Source organism: Nocardioides sp. (assembly GCF_050699375.1).
GTDB lineage: Bacteria > Actinomycetota > Actinomycetes > Propionibacteriales > Nocardioidaceae > Nocardioides.
This window is the reverse complement of the sequence record NZ_JBOHDN010000060.1, coordinates 28763-51144: the sequence shown is the minus strand read 5'-3', so window position 1 is coordinate 51144 and position 22382 is coordinate 28763. Positions and strand designations below refer to the sequence as shown.

General features: G+C 67.4%; 28 protein-coding genes. 8 read left to right on the top strand and 20 right to left on the bottom strand.

The features are described from left to right. The first annotated feature begins 166 nt into the window (after positions 1-166). The 3 genes from egtB to egtD are packed head-to-tail and all read left to right on the top strand — an operon-like array spanning position 167 to position 2930. The gene (gene egtB / locus ACRDPS_RS03615; protein ID WP_431500255.1) at positions 167-1435 is read left to right on the top strand and encodes an ergothioneine biosynthesis protein EgtB; all 1269 of its coding nucleotides are present in this window, start codon (positions 167-169) and stop codon (positions 1433-1435) included. A 17-nt stretch (positions 1436-1452) separates the two neighbouring features. Further along, positions 1453-1926 carry a hypothetical protein gene (locus ACRDPS_RS03610; protein ID WP_431500254.1) on the top strand — a complete coding sequence of 158 codons (474 nt, stop codon included), beginning with the start codon at positions 1453-1455 and terminating at the stop codon, positions 1924-1926. Beyond that, positions 1923-2930 (top strand): L-histidine N(alpha)-methyltransferase, encoded by a 1008-nt coding sequence (gene egtD / locus ACRDPS_RS03605; protein WP_431500253.1) that lies wholly within the window; start codon positions 1923-1925, stop codon positions 2928-2930. Before ACRDPS_RS03610 ends, egtD begins: the two co-directional genes overlap by 4 nt. A gap of 103 nt (positions 2931-3033) precedes the next feature. On the opposite strand, the gene ACRDPS_RS03600 is transcribed toward egtD, so the two are convergent. From ACRDPS_RS03600 to ACRDPS_RS03575, 6 genes are read right to left on the bottom strand one after another with little or no spacing between them, the layout of a single operon-like run. After that, positions 3034-3618, bottom strand: a complete 585-nt coding sequence (locus tag ACRDPS_RS03600; protein WP_431500252.1) for a hypothetical protein — start codon at positions 3616-3618, stop codon at positions 3034-3036. Further along, positions 3615-4193, bottom strand: coding sequence for a DUF6286 domain-containing protein (locus ACRDPS_RS03595; RefSeq protein WP_431500251.1), 579 nt, complete (start codon positions 4191-4193; stop codon positions 3615-3617). Before ACRDPS_RS03595 ends, ACRDPS_RS03600 begins: the two co-directional genes overlap by 4 nt. Then, complete coding sequence (locus ACRDPS_RS03590) at positions 4190-4600, bottom strand: Asp23/Gls24 family envelope stress response protein (protein WP_431500250.1); 411 nt, start codon at positions 4598-4600, stop codon at positions 4190-4192. Before ACRDPS_RS03590 ends, ACRDPS_RS03595 begins: the two co-directional genes overlap by 4 nt. Further along, the gene (locus tag ACRDPS_RS03585) at positions 4593-4769 is read right to left on the bottom strand and encodes a DUF2273 domain-containing protein (protein WP_431500249.1); all 177 of its coding nucleotides are present in this window, start codon (positions 4767-4769) and stop codon (positions 4593-4595) included. The genes ACRDPS_RS03590 and ACRDPS_RS03585 overlap by 8 nt, the downstream gene beginning before the upstream one ends. Positions 4770-4800: 31 nt before the next feature. Further along, a complete protein-coding gene (locus tag ACRDPS_RS03580; RefSeq protein WP_431500248.1) occupies positions 4801-5127 on the bottom strand; it encodes a hypothetical protein in 327 nt (108 codons plus the stop codon). A 2-nt stretch (positions 5128-5129) separates the two neighbouring features. Further along, positions 5130-5603 carry an Asp23/Gls24 family envelope stress response protein gene (locus ACRDPS_RS03575; protein ID WP_431500247.1) on the bottom strand — a complete coding sequence of 158 codons (474 nt, stop codon included), beginning with the start codon at positions 5601-5603 and terminating at the stop codon, positions 5130-5132. Between the two features lie 175 nt (positions 5604-5778). Between ACRDPS_RS03575 and ACRDPS_RS03570 the strand changes: the two genes are divergently transcribed. Together ACRDPS_RS03570 and ACRDPS_RS03565 are read left to right on the top strand one after the other, a co-directional pair. Continuing rightward, entirely contained in the window at positions 5779-6348 is a 570-nt protein-coding gene (locus tag ACRDPS_RS03570; RefSeq protein WP_431500246.1) for an RNA polymerase sigma factor, read from the top strand. After that, the gene (locus ACRDPS_RS03565; protein WP_431500245.1) at positions 6339-6812 is read left to right on the top strand and encodes a hypothetical protein; all 474 of its coding nucleotides are present in this window, start codon (positions 6339-6341) and stop codon (positions 6810-6812) included. The genes ACRDPS_RS03570 and ACRDPS_RS03565 overlap by 10 nt, the downstream gene beginning before the upstream one ends. Here the strand turns inward: ACRDPS_RS03565 and ACRDPS_RS03560 are convergent. The 10 genes from ACRDPS_RS03560 to ACRDPS_RS03515 all read right to left on the bottom strand — a co-directional run bounded on the left by ACRDPS_RS03560 (position 6784) and on the right by ACRDPS_RS03515 (position 16271). Further along, positions 6784-7548 carry an alpha/beta hydrolase family protein gene (locus ACRDPS_RS03560; RefSeq protein ID WP_431500244.1) on the bottom strand — a complete coding sequence of 255 codons (765 nt, stop codon included), beginning with the start codon at positions 7546-7548 and terminating at the stop codon, positions 6784-6786. The two genes, ACRDPS_RS03565 and ACRDPS_RS03560, sit on opposite strands and share 29 nt — an antisense overlap. A gap of 7 nt (positions 7549-7555) precedes the next feature. Beyond that, positions 7556-8293, bottom strand: a complete 738-nt coding sequence (locus ACRDPS_RS03555; RefSeq protein WP_431500243.1) for an ABC transporter ATP-binding protein — start codon at positions 8291-8293, stop codon at positions 7556-7558. Next, positions 8290-9081: an ABC transporter ATP-binding protein gene (locus tag ACRDPS_RS03550; RefSeq protein WP_431500242.1), complete on the bottom strand. Its 792-nt coding sequence runs from the start codon at positions 9079-9081 to the stop codon at positions 8290-8292. Before ACRDPS_RS03550 ends, ACRDPS_RS03555 begins: the two co-directional genes overlap by 4 nt. Further along, positions 9078-10043: a branched-chain amino acid ABC transporter permease gene (locus tag ACRDPS_RS03545; RefSeq protein ID WP_431500241.1), complete on the bottom strand. Its 966-nt coding sequence runs from the start codon at positions 10041-10043 to the stop codon at positions 9078-9080. The genes ACRDPS_RS03550 and ACRDPS_RS03545 overlap by 4 nt, the downstream gene beginning before the upstream one ends. Further along, on the bottom strand, positions 10043-10915 hold the full coding sequence (locus ACRDPS_RS03540; protein WP_431500240.1) for a branched-chain amino acid ABC transporter permease: 873 nt from the start codon (positions 10913-10915) through the stop codon (positions 10043-10045). The genes ACRDPS_RS03545 and ACRDPS_RS03540 overlap by 1 nt, the downstream gene beginning before the upstream one ends. A 37-nt stretch (positions 10916-10952) precedes the next feature. Beyond that, a complete protein-coding gene (locus ACRDPS_RS03535) occupies positions 10953-12131 on the bottom strand; it encodes an ABC transporter substrate-binding protein (RefSeq protein WP_431500239.1) in 1179 nt (392 codons plus the stop codon). Positions 12132-12207: 76 nt separating this feature from the next. Next, positions 12208-13677, bottom strand: coding sequence for a peptide MFS transporter (locus ACRDPS_RS03530; RefSeq protein WP_431500238.1), 1470 nt, complete (start codon positions 13675-13677; stop codon positions 12208-12210). Positions 13678-14209: 532 nt separating this feature from the next. Further along, the gene (locus ACRDPS_RS03525; protein WP_431500237.1) at positions 14210-14689 is read right to left on the bottom strand and encodes a serine aminopeptidase domain-containing protein; all 480 of its coding nucleotides are present in this window, start codon (positions 14687-14689) and stop codon (positions 14210-14212) included. Between the two features lie 8 nt (positions 14690-14697). Further along, a complete protein-coding gene (locus ACRDPS_RS03520) occupies positions 14698-15966 on the bottom strand; it encodes a type II toxin-antitoxin system HipA family toxin (protein WP_431500236.1) in 1269 nt (422 codons plus the stop codon). After that, the gene (locus tag ACRDPS_RS03515; protein WP_431500235.1) at positions 15963-16271 is read right to left on the bottom strand and encodes a helix-turn-helix domain-containing protein; all 309 of its coding nucleotides are present in this window, start codon (positions 16269-16271) and stop codon (positions 15963-15965) included. The genes ACRDPS_RS03520 and ACRDPS_RS03515 overlap by 4 nt, the downstream gene beginning before the upstream one ends. 208 nt (positions 16272-16479) lie before the next feature. Between ACRDPS_RS03515 and ACRDPS_RS03510 the strand changes: the two genes are divergently transcribed. After that, positions 16480-16827 carry a hypothetical protein gene (locus ACRDPS_RS03510; protein ID WP_431500234.1) on the top strand — a complete coding sequence of 116 codons (348 nt, stop codon included), beginning with the start codon at positions 16480-16482 and terminating at the stop codon, positions 16825-16827. A 345-nt stretch (positions 16828-17172) separates the two neighbouring features. Here the strand turns inward: ACRDPS_RS03510 and ACRDPS_RS03505 are convergent, their stop codons facing one another. The 3 genes from ACRDPS_RS03505 to ACRDPS_RS03495 form a co-directional block, all read right to left on the bottom strand. Further along, the gene (locus tag ACRDPS_RS03505; protein WP_431500233.1) at positions 17173-17643 is read right to left on the bottom strand and encodes a hypothetical protein; all 471 of its coding nucleotides are present in this window, start codon (positions 17641-17643) and stop codon (positions 17173-17175) included. Continuing rightward, complete coding sequence (locus tag ACRDPS_RS03500; RefSeq protein WP_431500232.1) at positions 17643-18086, bottom strand: HIT family protein; 444 nt, start codon at positions 18084-18086, stop codon at positions 17643-17645. Before ACRDPS_RS03500 ends, ACRDPS_RS03505 begins: the two co-directional genes overlap by 1 nt. Before the next feature lie 191 nt (positions 18087-18277). Beyond that, positions 18278-18874, bottom strand: a complete 597-nt coding sequence (locus ACRDPS_RS03495) for a TIR domain-containing protein (protein ID WP_431500231.1) — start codon at positions 18872-18874, stop codon at positions 18278-18280. Positions 18875-19150: 276 nt separating this feature from the next. Between ACRDPS_RS03495 and ACRDPS_RS03490 the strand changes: the two genes are divergently transcribed. Further along, positions 19151-19807: an HAD family hydrolase gene (locus tag ACRDPS_RS03490; RefSeq protein WP_431500230.1), complete on the top strand. Its 657-nt coding sequence runs from the start codon at positions 19151-19153 to the stop codon at positions 19805-19807. Positions 19808-19817: 10 nt separating this feature from the next. Continuing rightward, a complete protein-coding gene (locus ACRDPS_RS03485; protein WP_431500229.1) occupies positions 19818-20390 on the top strand; it encodes an NUDIX hydrolase in 573 nt (190 codons plus the stop codon). 259 nt (positions 20391-20649) lie between these two features. Here the strand turns inward: ACRDPS_RS03485 and ACRDPS_RS03480 are convergent, their stop codons facing one another. Further along, positions 20650-22305, bottom strand: a complete 1656-nt coding sequence (locus tag ACRDPS_RS03480) for an IS1634 family transposase (protein WP_431500228.1) — start codon at positions 22303-22305, stop codon at positions 20650-20652. Positions 22306-22382 lie beyond the last annotated feature (77 nt).

Sequence of the window (22382 nt, the reverse complement as noted above, 5' to 3'; positions counted from 1 at the left end):
GCGGCGGCAACAAAACGGGTGTGGCGCGGGTTGAGCGATCCGGCAGAGTAGTTCGTAGCACTCGGCGTTCGCGCCGTGCTGCTGGCTTTGGCACTCCCCGCACAGCGCGACCGACGCACCCGAGCTCGACCTGGGTGACCTCGGCTGACCCGACAGGAGACGTCAGATGGACACGACCACCGCGATCGCCCGCTTCGACGAAGTCCGTGCCGACACCGAACGCCTCGCAGAACCCCTCTCGCCCGAGGACCAGACGGTCCAGTCGATGCCAGATGTCTCCCCCACCAAATGGCATCGCGCCCACGTGACCTGGTTCTTCGAGACGTTCGTGCTGGCGGAGAACGAGCCCGGGTTCACACCGTTCCAGGACAAGTACTGGTTCCTCTTCAACAGCTACTACGAGCAGGTCGGGCCGAGGTACGCGCGACCGATGCGTGGGGTGATCAGCCGCCCCGGTGCGTACGAGGTCGGCGACTATCGGCGCAACGTGGACGACCGGATCAGGGACCTGCTCGACCGCGTGGACGGGGGCACCTTCGCCAAGCTCGCCCCGACCATCGAGCTCGGCTTCCACCACGAGCAGCAGCACCAGGAGCTGCTGCTGATGGACATCAAGCACGTGCTGTCGCTCAACCCGCTGCAGCCGATCTACGCCGGACTTCCGGTCGCGGGTGACGGGACCGACCGGCTGGGGTGGGTCGATCTCGAGGGCGGCCTGGTCGAGATCGGTTCTGCTGACGGCGGGGAGGGCGGTGGGTTCTGCTTCGACAACGAGCTGCCCCGGCATCAGCAGTGGCTGCAGCCATACCGGCTCGCCGACCGATTGGTGACCAACGGCGAGTGGCTGGAGTTCATCGCCGACGGTGGCTACCGACGCCCCGAGCTGTGGCTCTCGGACGGGTGGGCGCGGATCAACGCCGAGGGCTGGGACGCGCCGTTCTACTGGCGCGAGGCCGACGGGGAGTGGTTCGAGCACACCCTGCACGGGACCGCCCCGCTCGACCCCGGGCTTCCGGTCTGCCACCTGAGCCACTACGAGGCCGACGCGTACGCCACCTGGGCCGGCAAACGCCTCCCGACCGAGGCCGAGTGGGAGCACGCCGCCCGGACCTACGAGGTCACGGGCAACCTCGCCGACCGGGACAGCTTCCACCCACGCGCGGCAGGCCCCACGACCGGCGGCCTGCGACAGCTCTTCGGGGACTGCTGGGAGTGGACCTCCTCGGCCTACCTGCCCTATCCGGGGTTCCACCCCGCCGCCGGCGCGATCGGTGAGTACAACGGGAAGTTCATGTCGGGCCAGATGGTGCTCCGCGGAGGCTGCGCGCTCACCCCGCCGGGACACACGCGAGCCTCGTACCGCAACTTCTTCCCACCCGGCGCACGTTGGCCGGTCACCGGGCTCCGGCTCGCCGACGACGGGCGCCGTGCGTGACGTGGTCGGCTGCCGTCATGTGTGCCCATCGCGGCATCCTCGGACCGCCGCAGACGCACGTCGAGTGGGCTTGTCATCACAGCGGCTGCCCCGATCCGCTGAGGTTCGGTTCCTGGACCGTCGCGGTCAGCGGCACGATCGACGCCTCGTGGACGCTCGTCCTCGACAGGGCGCAGCGGCAGGGCCTGCCGGTCGGCTCTGCCGTGGTCCAGCTCGCCAACGAGATAGAGGTCGGTGGCTTCTCGGTTCTCCTCACTGACGGGGAGGACCTCGCCCTGCTGACCGGCGACCAGAGCGGCGACCACGGCGGTGCCCACGGCAGCCACCTGGTCGAGCCGGCGGCCTGGGAGTACGTCGTCAGCGACCGTCCGCTCTCCGGCGCGCCATCCACCTCGATCCCGCCGCGCACCATCGGGGTCCTCAGCCCTTGCGGGCCCACCTGGTGGCGGCTCGACACCCCTCATCACAACCCGAAGGAGAACCCCGCGTGACCCTCGACACCAACGGCCAGACCAGCACTTTCGGTCCAGACCGGCTCACACTCACCAGCCTGTTGACTGCCGAGGACCTACGTCGGAGCCTGACGGAGGACGCACGAGCCGGCTTGAGCGCATCACCGAAGTGGCTTCCACCCAAATACTTCTATGACGAGCGCGGCTCGGAGCTGTTCGAGGAGATCACCCGGCTGCCCGAGTACTACCCGACCCGCACCGAGCGGGCACTGCTGACCGAGCACGCCAGGGAGATCGCCGAGATCGCGGACGCCGAGGTGCTTCTCGAGCTCGGATCCGGTTCCTCCGAGAAGACCCGGCTCCTGCTGGACGCGCTGACGCAGGCCGGTCGGTTGACGACGTACGTCCCGGTCGATGTCAGTGCCAGCGCGCTCACCCAGGCGATGGACGCCCTCGCCGAGGAGAGGCCGGAGCTCGTGCTGAACGGTGTCGTCGCCGACTTCGACCAGCATCTCGGCCAGCTGCCGGCCCCGGGGCGCCGGCTGATCGCACTGCTCGGCAGCACGCTGGGCAACTACGACCGTCCGGGGCGCGAACGGTTCCTGCGGTCGGTGGCGGAGGCCATGCGGCCCGGGGAAGGTCTCCTGCTTGGCCTCGACCTGGTCAAGGACCCCGGGCAGCTGGTCGCCGCCTACGACGATGCCGCCGGCGTGACCGCCGAGTTCAACCTCAACGCACTCCACGTGCTCAACCGAAGCCTGCGCGCCGACTTCGATCCCGACGGGTTCCGGCATCTGGCGCGTTGGAACACCGACGAGGAACGGATCGAGATGCGACTCGTCGCACAGAGCCCCACTCGTGTGGAGCTGCGCGAGCTCGACGTCACCATCGACTTCGAGAAGGGCGAAGAGCTCCTCACCGAGCTGTCCTGCAAGTTCCGTCGAAGCAGCGCCGCTCGCGAGCTCGCTGCGGCCGGCTTCCGGGACGCGCGCTGGTGGACCGCTCCGGACGAGGCGTACGCGCTGGTCCTGGCCAAGCGCTGAGATCGATCACCCCGGTCGGATCCCGAGCCGGCCCGATGCTCCTGATGGTGGCGCGACCCCGCCCTCCGCTCGGGGCCGCGCCCATCAGGAGCATCGAGTCCGGTCAGCGCACGCGCATCTGGGACTGCTGTCGTGCCTTGCCGCGCCGTGGCGAGTCGACCAGGATCCGGCAGGTGATCGACTGGTCGGGGAACGCCGCGGCGACGTCCTGGGCGCAGATCTCGGCGGCGTCGGTGATCGACGCCGGCGAGGCGACAGGGTCGATCCGCCCATGCAGCACGATCACCGGCCGCGACCGGATGGTGGCGACCGTTCCCGTGACGCCGGTGAGGGCAGCCATGCTCTGGAGCTTGGCGGCGGCCGCATCGGCGATCGAGCGGAGGTCGGCCTGGACACGGCCGGTCTCGTCGCTCGCCCGGAGTCGTAGCGTCGACGGGCCGCGCCGCCGCAGGTGCGTCAGCAGCCACACCAGTCCGAGGAACCCCACGACGATGCCTGCCGCGGCGAACACCCAGGGGAACCAGCCCGCCGTCACGACATCCCGTGCGGGCCCGATGGAAAGCTCGGTCGGATAGGTGCGAGAGACCCACCGGTAGTGCCAGTCGACGATCAGCAGACCCAGGGCGATCAGAAGGATCGCCACGATCAGGGTCAGTGCCCGGTCGATCCTGATCATGCGGGGCGTCATCGGGGAACCTCCGTGGCTCGTACCTTGATCCTTGCTCCGGTCAGACGGCCGACCTCGTCGTCGAGCGCGGCGCTCACGTGCTCGGCCACCGCAACCGCGTCCTGCGCGACGATGTCGACGATGACGCGGCGCCGGGACCTGAGTGATGACTCGGCCGAGACCACCCCGGGGAGCCGGTCGGCGGTCTCCTGGGCGATCGCGGCGACAGCGCCGGGCGAGAGCCACAGGTCGGCATCGCCGGCAACACGCAGGTGCGTACGTCGCCCGGGTCTGAGCCCGAGCCAGGCCAGCACCAGCCCGACGAGCGCGACGACTCCGCCGCCGATCGCCAGGCCGACGGACGAACGTACGCCGTCGAGTCCCTCGACCAGGTCGGGGACGACCGGCGTGCCGGCCGCCCACTCCTGGCTGAGCGCGAGATCCCGGACCGCGACAACCGCGACCGCGACCAGCACGATGGCCAGCATGATGGCCGTCGGCACCGCTATGGGCGCGCGGCGTGGCTGCGTACGTGGTGCCGCGGAACGGGCGGCAGGTTCGACCTCTTCGACCTGGTCGACGGTGTGCGTGCTCATTCCACCCTCCTGCCGGTGTCGTCGGAGGCCGCCGGGTCGACCGCGTGCACGGTGACGTCGACGCTCCGGATCTGGATGCCCGAGAGGCGGAACGCCTCCTGACGTACGCGGTCCCGCACCGCCGTGGCGACCTGTGAGATGTTGCCGGGCCAGGCCATCGCGATGTCGACCTTCACGCGGACGGCGCGGCCCTCCGTGGTGATGTCGGCCTTCGGCAGCGCCGCACCGGTGATGCGGCCGAGCGAGCTGCGATGGGTCACCGTCCCCGGGACCTGCAGCACGATGTGCTCGACGATCCGCTGGATGGCCTTGTTGCGCACATCCAGGGTGCCCCGGTCCTCGACGAGGTCGGGGTCTTGCGTGCCGTCGTCACCGGTCGGCATCGGGCGCGTCGGGGACTCAATCACGGCGTCCTCGCAGCAGGCTGCCCAGGTCGAGCTCGCCGTCGACGTGGCCACCGATGAGGTAGCCGGCGCCGCCGAGAACGACGGCCAGCAGCAGGCCGAGGAGGCCCCCGGTGACGATCGCGATCGTGAGCAACAGTCCGGCGACCAGGCCTAGTGTCGAGTTGGTCATGACGTGTTCTCTCCTTCAGAGGTCAAAGCGGTCAGGCCGTAGCCGAGCCGGCGCTACCGGGCGGGAGGATGTCTTCAACCGTGATGTCCACCGGGCCCGAGACGTGCGGCCGGACCACGTCACGCACGGCGTCGGTGGTGCCGACGACCGGTGCTCCCCAGTGCAGGACCACGTGGACCGAGCAACCGGGCTCGCGCATCCTGATCCCGTTGACCCGGCGCCCGGGGAGGTAGGTGGCAACCTCCCCGGCGACGCCGGCATGCAGGTCATGGACGCCGGGCACCGCGAGAACGGCAGCCGCCACCACGTCCACCACCTCCGGCTCGGCGCCCTCGTGTGGATCGGGGTCGGCGTGCACCGTCACTCCACCCGCCGGGCGGCGTCCGGGTCCGAGTCGTGGGCCTCGTCCTCGAGAAAGACGTCGTGCACGGTGATGTTGACCTCGGTGACCTCGAGGCCGGTCATACGCTCCACAGCGGCCTTCACGTTGCGGCGGATCGCGGTCGCGAGGTCGGGGATCGAGGTCCCGTACTCAGCGACGATGTCGAGGTCGGCGGCCGCCTGCCGCTCCCCCACCTCCACTGCCACACCCTGGCTCATGTTCGTCCGCGAGCCCGGGATCCGCTCGCGGATCGCCCCCGCCGCGCGGGTCGCGCCGCCACCCAGGTCGTGCACGCCGCTGATCTCCCGAGCAGCGATCCCCGCGATCTTCGAGACCACCGTGTCGGCGATCGACGTACGCCCGTACTCGCTCGCCAGAGCACCCGAGTCTGCCCGGTCCAGCTGGCCCTCGGTCCCCGTGGTCGACAAGCTCGCTGACTTCGACTGCGCCATGAGATGAACCTTCCTGATCGTGTTCGGTTGTTCTAACGCTGGTTAGTCGCAGCCTCGGACCGATGTGTCACAGGAATCGGGGTGTGTTCTGGATCACATTCCTTTGCGCGGGGATGGTAGAACTCTCGTACCGGACACTGCCCTCGGGTGGCAGCAGACGAGGAACTCGGGGGCAATGTCGAAATCGCAGGCGTCATCTGAGCCATCGGCGACGGATGAGGCGCTGGTGCGCGCGGCCCGCCTGGGCGACCACGAGGCCTTCAGAGAGATCGTGGATCGTCATGGACCCGCCATGTATCGCTACGCCCTCCGCCTGGTCGGCGACTCCAGCGATGCCGCTGAGGCGACCCAGGAGGCGTTCGTCTCGGCGTGGCGAAGCCTGTCGGGCTTCGCGGGGCGCTCCTCGCTGCGTACCTGGCTGATCCGTCTCGTGCACCGTCGCGCGGCCGATCTGCAGCGCAACCGACGCGCGACACCCATCGACGACGCGCTGTTGTCCAGGCTCACTCCGGCCGCGCCGGACAACCCGCTGCAGTCTGTTCTGGACGCCGAGCTTCTGGAAGCGTTGCAGCTAGCATTGAATGAGCTGCCGTGGCACCAAAGGGCGACCTGGCTGTTGCGGGAGGTCGAAGAGATGAGTTACGAGGAGATCTCCATCGCCCTGGCCATGCCGATCGGCGCCGTCCGCGGACACCTCTACCGCGGACGACGCACACTCGCGGAGAGGATGGCCCGATGGCGCTAGATCCCAGCCCCCTCGGCCGCGCCGTCCGCGCCGCCCGTGCCGAAGAGCCCGCCGGGTGGGTCGACCTGGCCGGCTCGATCATGTCGCGCGTGCGCGCCATCGTCGTGCCTTCCGAGCCGATCCTCACCTTCACCGAACAGGGCACGCCGGCGCGCGATGAGCAGGGCTCCGCGACCTACGTCTCCGCACGCGTCGTCATCGCGGCGCTGCGTCGACTGCTCCAGGAGCACCCCACCCACGCGCCGGAGACCATCGACCTGCACGTCGACGACAGCCGCCTGACCGGCGTCGACATCCGGCTCGTCGCCAGGTACGGCATCGAGCTCCATCCCCTCGCCGACACCCTGCGCCCGCAGATCCTCGACATCGTCCGGGGCCTCCTCGGCCCGGACCCCGATGTCGACCTCTCGACGATCGAGATCGAGTACGTCGACGTCACCCGAGGCGACCCGAACCGGAGCTGACGCGCGCTGCTTGGCTCTCGGCGTCGATCCAGGCGACGACGTACGGCCAGTGCTCGGCGGCGGGGTCGATCACCTCGAAATGGTCGACGGCCGGGAGCACACGGAGCTCGACGGGGTCGCCCGCGGCGACGGCCTCGGCGGCGTAGCGCTCGGTGTGGGCGAGCGGCACCCGCTGGTCGGCGTCGCCGTGAACCAAGAGCTGCGGCCGGCCCAGCGGCACCTGGCGTAGCGGCGACCCGGCGGCGTACGCATCGGGGCGGTCGTGCGGCAGGGCACCCAGGAAGTTGCGAGCGGCGCCCCCGCCGAGGCCTTCGACCGCGGTGGCCACCAGGTCGGTGACCGGCGCGAGAGCGACGACTCCAGCCATCCCGAGTGAGCCACAGGCGAGCAGCGCGAGCTGGCCGCCGACCGAATGGCCGACCACGACCACCTCCTCCAGACCGACGCCGCGCACACGGGCGAGGTGGCCCAGCGCCGCCAGCACATCGTCGTACGTCTGCGGCCAGCCACCACCAGCAGCGTCCGGGCGTGGGTCGGCGGGGTCATCGACCCGGCGGTATTCGACGTTCCAGACCTCGTGGCCACGCTCCTCGAGGTCCTCGGCGAGCGGATCCATCAGGTCGAGGCCATGTCCGGCTCGCCAGTATCCTCCGTGGATCAAGGCAACCACGCAGCGCGAACCGGGTCGCACCTCCACGCGCTGCGCCGGGTGCTGGCCGTAGCCGAGCGTGATCACCCGAGGATCATCCCACCCCGAGCAGCGCTCGCGCCCGCTCGGCGTCGGCGCGGAAGTCGGCGGTGGGCACGTCGAGGACGATCCTTCCCTTCTCCATGACGGCCACCCGGTCGGCCACGGAGAAGGCCAGCCGGAGGTCCTGCTCGACGAGGAGCACCGTGATGCCCAGCTCGCAGACCTCGCGGATGACCTCGCCGACCTGGCTCACCACTTCCGGAGCGAGGCCGTCGCTGGGTTCGTCGAGGAGCAGCAGCTGAGGGCGGAGCAGGAGTGCTCGGGCGATCACCAGCATCTGGGCCTCACCGCCGGAGAGCTGGTCGGCACGGTGGCCGAGGCGCTCGCCGAGGCGCGGCAGCAGGTCGAGGATCCGGGCACGGCCCCATCCGTCACCGGGCCGGCGGCGGCCGAGCCGCTCGGCGACGGCGAGATGCTCGGTGACGGTGAGAGCGGCGAACGCCCGGCGGCCCTGCGGGACGATCGCGACCCCGGCCCGGGCGATCGCATCGGTGCGGCGGCCGGTGAGGTCGGTGCCGCGGATCTCGATGCTGCCGGAGCTGATCGGGACCAGGCCCATCACGGTGTTGACGAAGGTGGACTTGCCGACACCGTTGCGCCCGAGGAGAGCGACGGTCTCACCGCTGCCGATGGTCAGATCGACGCCGTTGAGGACGGTGGAGCCGGCATAGCCAGAGGTCAACCCGGTGACCTTCAGCGCGTGCGGCACCGGCGCGGAGGTCGTGCTCATTGCGACCCTCCCGTTGTGTCGGTGAACAGGTCACTGGTGTCGGCGGCGCCGAGATAGGCGCTCTGCACCTGCTCGGAGCTACGCACTTCCTCCGGCGTACCGGTGATCAGGTGCCGCCCGAGATGGAGCACTGTGACGGTCTCGGCGAGGTCGAAGACCAGGTCGAGATCGTGCTCGATCAGCATCACCGTCGTCTCCTTCGGAAGCGCGTCGATCAGAGCCTTGAACCGAGCGGTCTCCGCTGCCGACATGCCCGCGACAGGCTCGTCGAGGAGCAACAGCCTGGGCCTGCAGGCCAGTGCGACCGCCACCTCCAGCTGGCGCCGCTCGCCGTGGGAGAGCGAGCCGGCCAGAACCTCTTCACGGCCGTTCAGATGCACCTCGGCGAGCAGCTCCTCGGCACGATCGCGCAGCGCGTACCGGCTACGCAGCGGACGCAGCATCGACCAGGAGACGCCCGCCTCCCGCTGCACGGCGAAGAGGACGTTCTCACGCGTGGTGTGGGTGAGGAAGAGCGCCGAGTGCTGAAACGTACGCACCACTCCCCTGGCCACTCGGCGGTGCTCCGGCAGAGCGGTGACGTCCTCGCCGAAGGCGACGACCCGGCCACCGCTGGCCCGGCGGAGGCCGGCGATCAGGGCGAAGAGGGTCGACTTGCCGGCGCCGTTGGGGCCGATCACCGCGTGGCGAGCACCGGGAACGACCGAGAAGCTGACCTGGTCGACGGCTTTGAGCGCGCCGAACTGCTGCGAGACGTCGTCGAGACGCAGGGCGGGCGTCGTGTTCATCCGGTGACCTCCTCGGGGGTGGGCTTGACGGCGCGGCGCCGGCGGATGCCGGCCAGGCCGCGGGGCAACAGGTAGACCGCCACGACGAAGAGCAGACCGAGAAGCAGCGGTGAGTGTCCGCCCAGGTCCGGGCCGATGTAGTCGCGGGCGATGACGACCAGTGCCATCCCGAGCACGCTGCCCCACAGCGACCGGACCCCGCCGAGAACGACGGCGAGAAGGGCGAGCGCGGAGATCTCGAACCCGAGGTCCCCGGGAGCCACGAACCGCTGGGTGGTGGTCCACAGCGAACCGGCAGCCCCGGCGACCGCCCCGGCGAAGGTGTAGCCGGCCAGCACGTACCAGTCGGTCGGGTAGCCGATCGCACGCATCCGGGCCTCGTTGTCACGGATCCCACCAAGCGTGTGCCCGAACGGTGAGCGCATCACCACCGCGACCAGGCCGAGCACGATCAGGAACATCGCGAGCACGTAGTAGAAGACGAGCCCGTCGAGCTTCAGCTCGGCCATGCCGGGCAACGGCACCACCCGTGGGATGCCGCGCAGCCCGTCGGTGCCATGGGTGATCGAGTCGAGCGCCTGTGCCGCGTGGTGGGCGATCTCGCCGATGGCGAGGGTGATCATCAGGAACGGCACTCCGCGAGCGCGCACCGCAAGGCTGCCGGTCGCCACGGCGGTGACCGCGCCGGCCAGCGCAGCGGCAACCAGCTGCACCGGCCCCGTCGCTGTCACCTGGATCGCGACGATCGCACCGGTGTAGGCGCCGACTCCGAAGTAGGCGGCCATGCCCAGGTGCGGCAGCCCGGTGAATCCGGTCAGAACGTTGACCGCGACCGCGACCAGGCCGAAGGTGAGGATCTTCGATGCCGTCGAGATCGTGTACGCGTCCACGACCCAGGGCAGTGCCAACAGCATCACCAGGATCAGCGCCTGGGCGAGGTTCCTCCGCCAAGCCGCGGACATCAACGGGTCCTCAGACCGGCCAGGCCCTGCGGACGCCACACCAGGATGACGAGCATCGCGCCGAAGAGCAGGAACGGGGCGTACGTCGGGGTGAGCTGGACCCCGAGACCCTGCACCTGCCCGATGATCAGGGCACCGAGGAGCGCGCCCCGGATCGAGCCGAGCCCGCCGATGACGACAACGACCAGGGAGAGCACCAGCACCCGCTCGTCCACACCCGGTCCGGGCGCCATGATCGGAGCGCCGAGCACACCGCCGAGCGCAGCCAGTCCGGCGCCGAAGGCGAAGACACCGAAGAGCACCCACCGGGTATCGACGCCCATGGCCTGCACCATCTCCCGGTCCACGACCGTGGCCCGCACCAGCGCTCCGAACGAGGAGCGCTCGAAGAGCAGCCACACGCCGAGCGCCAGGAAGCCGGCGATCGCGATGAAGAGGATCCGGTACGTCGGGTAGGGGTGTCCCAGGAGGCTGAAGCTGCCGTCCAGGCCGGCGGGCACGTCGATCGGCACCTGCTCGCCGCCGTAGCGGGTGATCAGCAGGTCGACGACGATGAAGCCCACCCCGAGGGTGAGCATCGCCTGGTCCAGGTGTCCCCTGTCGGCCAGCGGCGCCGAGAGCGCGGCCAGCACCACACCGCCGAGTGCGCCGACCGCGAGGCCGGCGACGATGGCGAGCAAGAGACCGGTCCAGGAGCCGTCGGAGAACTGATAGGCCGCATATGCCCCCAGCAGATAGAGCGTGCCGTGAGCCAGGTTCAGCACATCCATCATGCCGAAGACCAGGGACAACCCTGCGGCGAGCGTGAACAGCAGCAGCCCGTACGCCACGCCGTCCACCACGCTCACCAGGTTGGCGTCCAGCCATCCCACGGTGGCCTCCTCGATCCGGCCGAACCCTCCGCGGGCCTCAGCCGAGCTCGGGCAGGTCGCCGATGACGACGTTGGCGAGCTTGCCGTCGACCTTCTTCACCTCTCGCAGGTACCACTTCTGCTTCGGGGTCCCGCCCTCGTTGAACTCCCACTCGCCACGCGGGCTGTCCACGGCGCCGACCTCGCCGATCGCGGTGTTGAGCGTCTCTCGGGTGAGGTCGTCGCCGGCCTCCTCGATCGCCTTGTCGAGGATCGCTGCCGCGTCGTAGGAGTAGACCGCGTAGGCCGTCGGGGTGCGTTCGAACTCCTTCTCGTACGCCGCGACGAACTCCTTGTTGGTCGCGTTGTCGAGGTCGGGGCTGTAGTTCATCGACGTGCGGATGCCGAGGGCGGCGTCCCCCTGGGCCGCGAGGACGCCGCCCTCGGTGCGAAAGCCCGGGGCGTACAGCGGAATGTTGTCGCTCAGACCGAACTGCGAGTACTGCTTGGCGTAGTCGATCGCGGCGCCGCCGGCGTAGAAGCTGAAGACCGCTCCCGGCTTCGCCTTCTGCGCGTTGGCGAGGTAGGGCTGGAAGTTGGTCGTGGCCGGGAAGGGCGAGTAGACCTCGTCGGCGAGCTCGCCACCCGCCGGGGCGAAGGTCTCCTTGAACCCCTCGACCTCGTCATAGCCGGCCTGGTAGTCGGCGGCGAGGGCGTAGACCGGGCCCTTGACGTTCTCGGCCATATAGGACCCGAGGGCCTTGCCGGGCTCGTCGTTGACATAGGAGGTGCGGCGGATGTACTTCGCATCGGTCAGCGTCGTTGGCGAGGCGTTGGAGCCGAGCAGCGGCACCTCCTCGCCCTCGACGAGATCGACGATGCCGTTGAGCACTGCGGAGCTGACCACCCCCGAGAGGGCCAGGACCTGGTCCTGCTTGATCAGCTTCTCGGCAGATGCGCGTCCGGTCTCAGCGGTCTCGCCCTCGTCGGCCTTGATCAGCTCGACCTCGCGGCCGCCGAGCTTGTTGCCGTGCTCCTTCAGGTAGAGCGTGAAGCCGGCGTCGAGGTCATCACCGAGGGACTTGTAGACGCCGGACTGTGGGATCAACAGGCCGATCTTGACGGGGCCGTCCGCCGCGGACTCTTCACCTCCCAGGCTCGCGCCGCCGCACGCGGACAGGGTCAGAGCGGTGGCGACCGTGGTAGCAGTCAGGACAGCGAGACGGTTGAGCTTCACAGTGATCCGACCTCCAGGTGGGTTGCCCCAACCTATGACCGCGATTTTCTGACCGTCAACAGCAATTAGCGCCTGGTCAGTGCACGCCCGCCATCAGCTTGCGGATGGGCCGGTTGCCGATGAGCAGCAGGACGCCGACCAAGACGGAGGCGAGCCCGACCCACCAGAAGAACCCGCTGTCGTCGGTGACGTCGTAGAACTCGGCCAGGCGGCCGGACATCGCCGTCCCCAGCGCGACGGAGAGGAAGAAGAGCGCCATCATCTGGGTCTGGAAACGCTCAGGAGCGAGCTTGGTGGCGACCGAGAGACCCACCGGCGAGATCAGCAGCTCGGCGAGGGTGAACAGCAGAAGGATGAACGCCAGCCCGATCAGCGGCACCGAGTGCGCACCGCTCGGCATCGCCAGGAACGCCCAGAACGCGGAGCCCATCACGATGGTGCCGATGCCGAACTTCACCGGCGTCGACGGCTGACGGGAGCCGAGCTTGGTCCACAGTGCGGCGAAGACGCCGGCGAGCAGGATGATGAAGACCGGGTTGATGGAGTTGACCCACGAGACCGGCATCTCCCAGCCGAACAGGTCGCGGTCCAGGCGCTGGTCGGAGTAGACCACCATGACGGTGAACTGCTGCTGGTAGAGCGACCAGAAGACCGCGGAGGCGATGAAGAGCGGGACCATCGCCCACACCCGGCTCCGCTCGACGGTGGAGATCAGACGGCTGGACAGGATGACGGCGAAGAGCCCGATCGCCGCGACCGCGCTGATGCCGATCACGATGTTGGCCAGCCGCGGCGCGGTGATGACCCCGGTCAGGCAGAGCACCACGATCGCCACCACGGCGGCGACGGCGATACCGATCCAGCGGCCACGCTCGGAGGCGGGGAGCGGGTTGGGTACGACACGGCTCGCGGCGGGCAGCGCGCTGCGGCCCAGGGCGTACTGCACCAGACCGAGGATCATGCCGACGGCGGCCAGCCCGAAGCCGAAGTGGAAGCCCCACTGCTTCTGCAGCAGCCCGGTCAGCAGCGGGCCGACCAGGGCGCCCAGGTTGATGCCCAGGTAGAAGAGGGAGAAGCCGGCGTCGCGGCGCTCGTCATCGGCTGCGTACAACGTGCCGACGAGGGAGGAGGCGTTCGCCTTCACCCCGCCCGATCCGATCGCAACCAGGACCAGCCCCACACCGACACCGACGATGCCTGGGATCAGCGCGAGCCCGATGTGGCCGAGGACGACCAGGCAGGCCGAGGCGAAGAGCGTACGCTCCGAGCCGAGCAGGCGGTCCGCGACCCAGGCCGCGATGATCGTCGACAGGTAGACCGCACCGCCGTACGCCCCGACGATCCCGAGCGCGACCGTCTCGCTGATCCCGAGACCGCCCTGGGCCGCGGAGTAGTAGAGGTAGATCGCCAGGATGCCTTGCATGCCGTAGAAGCTGAACCGCTCCCACAGCTCTACGCCGAACAGGTTGGCCAGTACGCGTGGCTGGCCCAGGAAAGACCGCTCGCCGGGATCGCCCGCGGTGGTCTCACTTTTCACTTTACTCATTGCCTCAGGCTCACAAGTCCACGCTGCCACGCACAAATCGTGAGCACTGGATAGTTGCCCTATGCGACTTTATTCACCCCGGACTCGAGTTCGGGCAGCTCTACGACGCCATGGTCCACCTCAACACGACGGACTAGATGTACGTCGACGAGGTGGCAGGATCCAATCAGTTTCAGTCATTCCTGCCACTCCCCTAACGCGGCGACTCGAGCCAGGCTTGAGCCATGTACTTCGACGACTTCATCGCCCAACAGACCCTGAAGACCAACGACCCGTGGTCCTGGCATCCCACCAACGCCCCGCGGCCCACCGGACACCCGTTCCACACGCTGTCGAGCGGCTTCCGCCGGATCGCCCGGGGGTGTCGACGCATCTCCCAGCTTGCGGAACGAGTTCGACGTACGGCCCGTAGACCGCGATCGGTTCATCGCAGATCGTGACGACGACGAACCCGGGCAGTCAGCGAGTACTCCATCCGCGGCCACACCCCGGCCACCTGAGCACCGTCACGATGATGGGGCCCTCACGACAGTTAGGAATGAGCCGTGAGCCAGTCGATCACGTCGGCGATGATCGCATCGCGGCTGGTCTCGTTGAAGATCTCGTGACGCGCCCCGGGGTAGAGCGTCACTGTCACATCCTTCGATCCGGCCTCGCGATAACGCTCCCCCAGCAGCTCGACCAGGGCGCCACCTCCGGCAAGCGGGTCGGCGTCGCCGGAGACGACGAGAATGGGCAGATCGGAGCGGATCCCGCCGATGCGATGTATCGAGCTTGTCGAGATGACTGCCGGGTCGGCCAGACGCTCGGCGCCGGCGAACAGCTGAGGCACGGCGGTGTCAGGCAGATCGAACCCGGACAGCGGGTCTGCGACGTACGCATCGACCTCGGCCTCATCGCGCGAGAGCCACTCATACCCGGCGGGTGATCGGACTCCTGGCGGTTGACAGGAACGGGGGAGATTCTCGGGTGCCCTGTCCCGGCACCCATGTCTGGCCAGGGGGCCGCCCACTTTGCCGTTCAGCCGACCGCGGCGCGCAATCCGTCGAACGCGTCGGCCATACGGTTCATCTCACGTTCGGCGATGCCGTTGCCGGCTGCAACCTGACGCCAGTTCGCGGTCGCAGCGAACACTTCGTCCAACACTTCGGTTGCGCGTTCGTCCTTGAGACCGAACGTCGCAGCGGACGCCTTCAGTCCTTCGAGCTCTTCGTCTCTGGCGTGTGCGGACCCGATGCCTATTTCCCGTTCCTTGGCGATGTCGGGATTGGGGTTGACGTCGAAGACCGGAGACAACGTCCAACCCGCCTGCCCGCGCAGGAACCCGTGATTACGGAGGTGGTCGTCGGTGTTGTGGATCGCGACCGAGAACGCGACCCGACGCCAGAGCTCGCGTAGGTCTTCGGTGATGGTGACGTCGCCGTGCTCGGCCAGGGTCTCTGCGATGTCGACGTAGTCGTACTCGCTGCTCTCACCATCTCGTGCCTCGAGCAGGCTCATGGCCGACATGTACGGGATGCGACTGCCGTCATCTGCCCGGTCGAACCGGTCCAACAGCAAGACAGCCTTCCCGTTGACGCGCTGCAGACGACGCCGTGGCACCCGAAGCCCTGCGTTCTCGGCGAGGTCGAGGGCTGTCTTCTCCCAGGCGATGACGTCCCAGTCGTCTTTGGGGCTTGCGAACTTCGCAATCAGGATCCGGTCGCCGTGACGCACCGACGCCTTCGGTCGTGCGCCACCGAGCGACCCTGTACCGGCGTCCAAGAGCTCCTTGACTGCTGACAGGTCGTCATCATCGAGCTCGACCTGCTCTGCGGCGTGCAAGAGCCGCGGTAGCTCCAACAGCTTTGGCACGTCAGAGTCATCGGCGAGGAACGGACCTTCTGTGCCGCTGTCGATGTCGGTGAACCGAAGTGCCCCCTGTCTGGTGAGGTCGGTGACACCTAGCAGGTAGTCGATCTCAGTGACGTCCCGACGGGTTCGCCCAGCGTCGGCATCAGCGGCCTGCAGCCGTTTACGAATCAGGTTCCTGCCCCAGCGGTCAGGGGCGCAGTCGGTGAAGCAGTACGGGAGCCCATCCGCGATCGCGTGCGTTCCTTCGAACAGCGGCAACGCTGGGTCCAGCGGAAACGCCCGCTTGTGCGCCAGGTACGCAGACTCGTACCGGAACGTTGTGGCCACACCTCGCCGGCTGACTGCGAAGAACGCTCGTCCGACTCGGACCTCTTCGCACGCAACCTGCCCTGCCTCGATTGGCAGGGCTGCGTACACGTCGACGCTCCGACTCATCGGCGCACCCGCTTGGGCAGGGCAAGGTTCTGTTCGGCCAGCGACTGTCCCAGTGCCGTCTCGTAGGGGTTCATTCCGTCAGTGACAAAGTCGAGCACCCCAAGGACACGGCAGACTTCCAGGAACACATCGAGGCCGACGCTGGCGTCTCCCTGCTCGAGCTTTCGGAGCGTGTTTCGGGTGATGCCGGCACGGTCGGCTACCTGTTCTGCCGTCAGGCCTTGAAGACGGCGGAACGTAGAGACGTAGTCTCCTAGAGTGCGGGCTGTACGCCGCGACTTCGCAGACAATGGGCGCTTCGGCATGGACAGTCACCTTGACCTCGTAATGGTCACTACATTGACCATCGTACAGCGCTTCGTGGTCAGCGCAATGAGCATTGAGCACGCCGTAACGATCTGCAGACTCCATGTACCAGGACCGTTGGTCCTCCGGGCGGGTTGTCATCCCCAAGACAAGGCACATGCAGCACCTGGACGGCACAAGGGTGCAGTCCGCGGATGTCCTGGGAGTGTGACCTTCTTGGAAGAGCCTGCGCCGAGCGCCGGGCAGGAGAGGCTGTACGCGGCGGACGTCGCTGACCACGGCAACGTCTGGGACCTGACCCGGGTGTGGGCACATCGGCCGGAAGCGAAGGAACAGCTCATGGGGCTGTTTGCATCCACGGCCGAGGCGGCAGGGCTGACACCACGCGAAAGGGCTGTGGTCGTGATTGCGCAAGCAGCGACCATCGGCGACTCCTACTGCGCCGTCGCGTGGGGAAAGCGCCTGACCGACTGGGCCGCCCCGGAGACCGCGATCGCCGCGCTCACCGGCGACGACCAACCACTCAGCGAACGGGAACTGGCACTTGCCGCATAGGCACGTACCGTCGCCCGCTCCCCTGGCCACAGCACCTCGCAAGACATCCAGCGGCTTCGCGACGCGGGGTTCAAGGAGCCACAGATCTTTGCTCTGACCGTCTTCGCCCGGCTACGCACGGCCTTCTCCAGCATCAACAGTGCACTCGGTGCTCGCCCCGACATCGCTCTGGCCGAAACCCTTGACACCGCCGTGCGGGCTGCCATCACCTGGGGACGTACGCCCAGCTGATGCTGATGCTCTGGCCGTGCCACGGAATCGGCGCGCGTCACTCCGGCTCCCACTAAGACACAACAGCACCGCCACTGAAGGGCTAATCGCCGCTTCGGCGCCCATGTGGTGCAGTCACGCTCTGAGCCCGATGAGCAGCCCAACGACCAGCAACCCGCCATAGAACGGGGCGATGGACCACGAGAGCCACACGTTCGCGGCGGGTATCCAGCGGCCACCCCACTCTCGGACCTTCTTCGGCGGCATCGCAGGCGGATCAAATGCCTCCGAAGGATCAAGGCTGAAAGCTGGCACCGGCCGCGCCTTGCGGGCGACCGTGTCGTAGAGCCGCCTGTAGGCCTGCTCTTGGCGGAGATAGTTGGCGTCTAACATCGCGAACAACGCGACCCCAACGACACCAAGCAGCGCTATCGAGCCATTGTGCTTTGTGAGGGCATATCCGTAGGTGGCAGTCACGACTGGCAGCAGCCAGCCCTTAGCCGTGGAGGACGCGGCCGACATCCTTGTGATCACTGCCTGGATGAATCCCAGGTGTTGGCGCCTGTCCTCGTCATTGGGCTCAGGAAGCGCGGGATGCTGGCTCATCACGGCTTGGCTGCCCCGCACGCGATGCGGAGCCGTTCCCACGCCTCGTCCTTTTGATCCTCGGAGTAGTGCGTGTCCGCAGGCCAGATTCTCCCGATCGCGTCGCCCTCAAATCGGGGCACGAGGTGCACGTGCAGATGGAAGACGGTCTGGGTCGCGACCTCTCCGTTCGACTGGATGATGCTCAGCCCTTGGGGGTCAATTGCGCGCTTCATTGCCGCAGAGAGTCGGACCACGACGCGCCCCAGTGCGGCCGCGAGTTCCTCGCTCAGTTCCCAGACATCACGTACGTGCGCTCTCGGGACGACGAGGGTATGTCCGAGGGTCGCTGGCTCGGATGGGAAGAACCCCACGACGTACTCGTCGCGATAGACCTCGCGTACGTCGGGGTCCTCACGCTGGACGATCTCGCAGAAGGGGCAGTCAGGGTCACTTGCAGGCATTGTCCACTCAATGGGAGAGGTTGGTTTCAGACTCGCGTGTGCTTGCACACGCCCGGATCGCAGAGTTCGGCTACCGCGGCAAGGCGCAGATGCACTCAGCAGTAGGTTCGGCAAATCTGCAGCGCTTGGATGAGGTCATCGGCTGCCACCACGCGCGCTATTGAGCCTAGACCGTCGACCAGCGCCTCAGCCTACGAGCAACTAGAGCTTCGCTCCCGAAGAACTCGGCTGTTGTCGACCAGGTGGCCCTTTGAAGTCCTATCAGAGAAGGCGCTCTCGATGTTGGAGCGGATCGCCGGCGCGGAGGCCGGGTAAGTGCGGTATCGCGCATAACTGGCAGCCTGGTCACCCTCCGTCCAGTTGTCCCCAATTCGACCCGGCAACGTTGCAGAGTTGTTCATCGATGGCAACGGATATACGAGCAGCCCGTTCCGTCTGTTGTTGGTATCGTTGCGCAGCGATGAGGAGATCTCCCAGTCGACGAACTTCCGCGACCATGTGCACTTCCCGAGGAGAACAATCGTCACCGTCGAGTCTGTGAGGTACTCCTCCCGAATGCGCCGCTTGATGTACTCCGGATCATCGCTATCGATGAAGTCGTCTTCCACAGTGACGCCCACCGAACGAGCGATAAACTCTGAGCCGAAGTCATCGATGAAGGTCTCGACCTCCAGCATGTCGTCGGCGTGGTAGGACACGAAGCACTTGTGCCTCGTCCTGTCGATCTTGCGAGCGGCCGCCGCATCCGCGACTCGCTGCAGTCGGAACATCGCTTGCTTGTTCGTCACCGGGCCCCGCCGTTCTCGCGTGCGCTGACGGCACCGTTGCCGCCAACGTTCTACGCGCAACCTAGCGCCGCAAAGCCTCGAAGTTGGGTGATTCCGCCAAGTTTCTTCTCGCTCTCGGCTCTGTATGGATCGAATCGGTCGACGAAGGCCCGGAAGTCCTTCGTCTCGAGCCGGAAAGCGACCTTAGAGATCTCTCCGTCCGCGCAGCCGGGGCTGCGTCACATCGCCGCCTATGACACAGATGGTGTGGAAGGATCCCGACCCATGATTCGGGCGGTGGTGTTCGACGTCGGCGAGTGCCTGGTTGACGAGACCCGCGAGTACGGGACTTGGGCGGACTGGTTGGGGGTGCCGCGGCATACGTTCTCGGCGGTGTTCGGGGCGGTGATCGCTCGCGGGATGGACTATCGCGAGGCGTTTCAGGTGTTCCAGCCGGGGTTCGATCTGGCTCTGGAGCGGAGAAAGCGGGAAGTCGCCGGTCAGGCGGAGCGGTTCGGGGAGGATGACGTCTATCCCGACGTACGTCCTGCTTTGAAAGCGCTGCGCGAGGACGGGTTGTGGCTGGGGTTGGCCGGGAACCAGACCGTCGGAGCGGGGCGGACCCTGCGGGAGCTGGACTTTCCGGTGGACATGGTCGCAACCTCCGACGACTGGGGTGTGAGCAAGCCGGATCCGGCGTTCTTCGAGCATGTCATCGAGGCCGTGCCCTACGCAGCGGAGGAGATCCTCTACGTCGGTGACCGGCTCGACAACGACATCCGGCCAGCTGCTGAGTCTGGGTTAGCGACGGCGCTGATCCGACGAGGGCCGTGGGGCGTGATCCAGGAACACGATCCGGCGGCAGACGAGATCGCGACGCTTCGAATCTCCTCACTCGCCGAGCTTCCCGAGTGGATCGTGGCCCTCAACGAGAGTGGACCGGACGGCCGCTAAGTTGATCACCATGGCCGAGCGCAGCGCGACCCAGTGGATCATCCATGGCGAGGAGATTGTCGACGACAAGCTCAAGATGGTGCTCAGTCGGGCGAGCGTGGAGCTTCCGGATGGGACGCTGTTCGATCAGTGGGTGATGCGAATTCCCGCGGCGGTGCTGGTGCTCATGGTCGACGACTCGGAGCGGGTGTTGATGATGTGGCGGCATCGGTTCATCCAGGACCGCTGGGTGTGGGAGCTGCCGGGTGGCTACCTCGATGATGGCGAGGAGCTGCAGGTCGCTGCTCTGCGTGAGGCCGAGGAGGAGACCGGTTGGAGGCCACGCACCATCGAGAAGTTCCTCGAGGTCCAGCCGTTGGTTGGAACCGTGGACCAGCCGAACATCATCTACCTCGCGCGAGGAGCCACAGACACCGGCGCGGCTCCCGACGTCAATGAGACCGACACGGTCCGCTGGATCCCGCTGGACGAGATCGAGGGTCTGATCGCCGAGGGCAAGATCATCGGAGCCGGCTCGGTCGCGCCGTTGTACAAACTGTTGCTTGCTCGCGCCGAGAGCAGGCTTCGGACTCAGGAGGCCTGAGCAGCCGACAGGAGAGACTTGAACTCCTGTACTGCGGACAGCCCGGCGTGGGGTGCGAGCCTGCTCGCTAGGTCGCGCAGGTAGTCGCACGCCCGCTCCGACTTCAGTTCCACCGCTGCCTTTGCGGCGTTAACGGCGACCTCGGCGGCTTGCTCGACTTCTCCCGCCTGGTGATGGGCGCGGGACAAGAGCGCCAGGTTGAACTGGCGGCCCCTGGCGTATGAGTGGTCCATGTCCAACCTGAGTTGGGTCAAGCGCGTTAGTGCCTTGCGGCCTGGTCCTGGAGCGCGTTGAGGAGTGCTTGTTCGTCGGGGCTGAGGCCGGGCGGGATCGTGGTCGTGATGCCGTTGATCTCGACGGTTGCTGACCTGATCGGTTTCAGGGTCCGCAGGACCCGGCGCAGCGATAGCCCGGTGCGGTCTTGGGCGGTGCGGCTGATGGCGAGTGCGGTGAACACGATGGTCAGGTGGGCCTCGATCGCGTCGCGGGTGCGGGCGAACATCGGCCGGGCGCGTAGGTCGGTCTTCGACATCCGGAAGGACTGCTCGACGTGCCACAGGTCGTGATAGCTGCCGATGACCTCGGCTGCGGGCATCACGGTGGCGTCGATGTTGGTGACGTAGCCCTTGAGTCCGGCCAACCGTCGGGCCCTGGCGAGGGAGGCTTCGTCCAGGGTGCGGGAGCCGTTGCTGGTCTTGACGAACCGCGGCGTACGCGCGGCTTTCTCGCCGGCCACGACCTCCCGGGCGCGGTTCTCCTGCAGTGTCAGGGTCTTGTTGTCCCGCACCCAGCGTTTGGTCGAGTAGGCCCACACAGCCCGCCACGAGGACGGATGCTTCGTCGCGTCCCAGGTCGGTTCGGCACGGACCTTCGGGTTGCTCGCGGCGCTCGCGCCTGCGCGTTGGGTCTTCGGGGTGATCGTGTCGATGACCTGCCCGTTGGTGAACGCGTCACCGTGCCAACGGAAGTGGGATTCCAGATCGACTGGTGCCTTGGTGGTCCTGGAGCCGACGATGAACCGGAACCCGGCCTCGTCCAGATCGGCCAGGTTGCTGGCTGAGAGCATCCCGGCATCGGCGACCACGACGAAGTCACTCAGCTCGTGCCGGGCCGCGAACTGCTTGATGATCGGGAGGATGGTCAGCTTCTCGGCCTTGTTCCCTTCCCAGCAGCCGATCTCGAGTGGGAACCCCTCACGGTCGACCAGCAGACCCACCACGATCTGCGGATCGACGCGGCGTTCCTTGGAGTAGCCGACCTTGCGCAGGTCGTCCTCTTTCTCTGCCTCGAAGTAGAGCGTGGTGACGTCGTAGAGACACAACGACACATCGCCGCTGGTCAGGGCATGGTTGAAACACGCGGTCGCGATCTGATCGCGGTAGGTGCCCGCTTGTGCGCGGCGCAGCGTGCGTTTGCGGGTCGACAAGCTCGCCGATACCCGGCCCATCTCAGCCAGGACCCGGTCGACATCAAGCAGGCTGGTCGGCTCGACCACGCGCGCGATGACTAGGTCGCGGAAGACCTCGTCGTCGACCACGTCGAACCCGAGGCTGTCATAGACGCCGGCCAACGCGTCGTAGAGCAGTCCCGAAGAGGTCTTCAGCACCCGCGGCCGTGAGACCATCTGCCGTGATGACGCTCCCGCCGGCTTGTCGGCGAACAACCCCGGCTGGCTTGGTGGCGGTGATGGCTGAACCATCGTGACCTTCGCGGCGGCCGGGGTGATCCCCAAATCGAGGATCCCTTGCTGGTCATCGGCCAACAGCCGGTTGGCCTCCTCGATCAGCAGACCGAGCTCGACCTCGTCACGGGCCGAGCCGACATGACGAACGATCCGACGCCGCCCCGCGACCGACTCAGCAATCTGCACCGCGGTGGCCCCCGAGGCAGTACGAACTCTGCGGATCCAGACCACCCAGCCGATCCTACCGACCCGAATTAGTGCCTTGACGACGCACTAAGCACCAGCATCACTGCAGGTCACAGCGATCT

Coding starts and splice junctions, on each gene's coding strand:
- egtB (WP_431500255.1), top strand. CDS start 167: ATGGACACGACCACCGCGATCGCCCGCTTCGACGAAGTCCGTGCCGAC.
- ACRDPS_RS03610 (WP_431500254.1), top strand. CDS start 1,453: ATGTGTGCCCATCGCGGCATCCTCGGACCGCCGCAGACGCACGTCGAG.
- ACRDPS_RS03600 (WP_431500252.1), bottom strand. CDS start 3,618: ATGACGCCCCGCATGATCAGGATCGACCGGGCACTGACCCTGATCGTG.
- ACRDPS_RS03595 (WP_431500251.1), bottom strand. CDS start 4,193: ATGAGCACGCACACCGTCGACCAGGTCGAAGAGGTCGAACCTGCCGCC.
- ACRDPS_RS03585 (WP_431500249.1), bottom strand. CDS start 4,769: ATGACCAACTCGACACTAGGCCTGGTCGCCGGACTGTTGCTCACGATC.
- ACRDPS_RS03575 (WP_431500247.1), bottom strand. CDS start 5,603: ATGGCGCAGTCGAAGTCAGCGAGCTTGTCGACCACGGGGACCGAGGGC.
- ACRDPS_RS03570 (WP_431500246.1), top strand. CDS start 5,779: ATGTCGAAATCGCAGGCGTCATCTGAGCCATCGGCGACGGATGAGGCG.
- ACRDPS_RS03565 (WP_431500245.1), top strand. CDS start 6,339: ATGGCGCTAGATCCCAGCCCCCTCGGCCGCGCCGTCCGCGCCGCCCGT.
- ACRDPS_RS03555 (WP_431500243.1), bottom strand. CDS start 8,293: ATGAGCACGACCTCCGCGCCGGTGCCGCACGCGCTGAAGGTCACCGGG.
- ACRDPS_RS03550 (WP_431500242.1), bottom strand. CDS start 9,081: ATGAACACGACGCCCGCCCTGCGTCTCGACGACGTCTCGCAGCAGTTC.
- ACRDPS_RS03545 (WP_431500241.1), bottom strand. CDS start 10,043: ATGTCCGCGGCTTGGCGGAGGAACCTCGCCCAGGCGCTGATCCTGGTG.
- ACRDPS_RS03530 (WP_431500238.1), bottom strand. CDS start 13,677: ATGAGTAAAGTGAAAAGTGAGACCACCGCGGGCGATCCCGGCGAGCGG.
- ACRDPS_RS03520 (WP_431500236.1), bottom strand. CDS start 15,966: ATGAGTCGGAGCGTCGACGTGTACGCAGCCCTGCCAATCGAGGCAGGG.
- ACRDPS_RS03515 (WP_431500235.1), bottom strand. CDS start 16,271: ATGCCGAAGCGCCCATTGTCTGCGAAGTCGCGGCGTACAGCCCGCACT.
- ACRDPS_RS03505 (WP_431500233.1), bottom strand. CDS start 17,643: ATGAGCCAGCATCCCGCGCTTCCTGAGCCCAATGACGAGGACAGGCGC.
- ACRDPS_RS03500 (WP_431500232.1), bottom strand. CDS start 18,086: ATGCCTGCAAGTGACCCTGACTGCCCCTTCTGCGAGATCGTCCAGCGT.
- ACRDPS_RS03485 (WP_431500229.1), top strand. CDS start 19,818: ATGGCCGAGCGCAGCGCGACCCAGTGGATCATCCATGGCGAGGAGATT.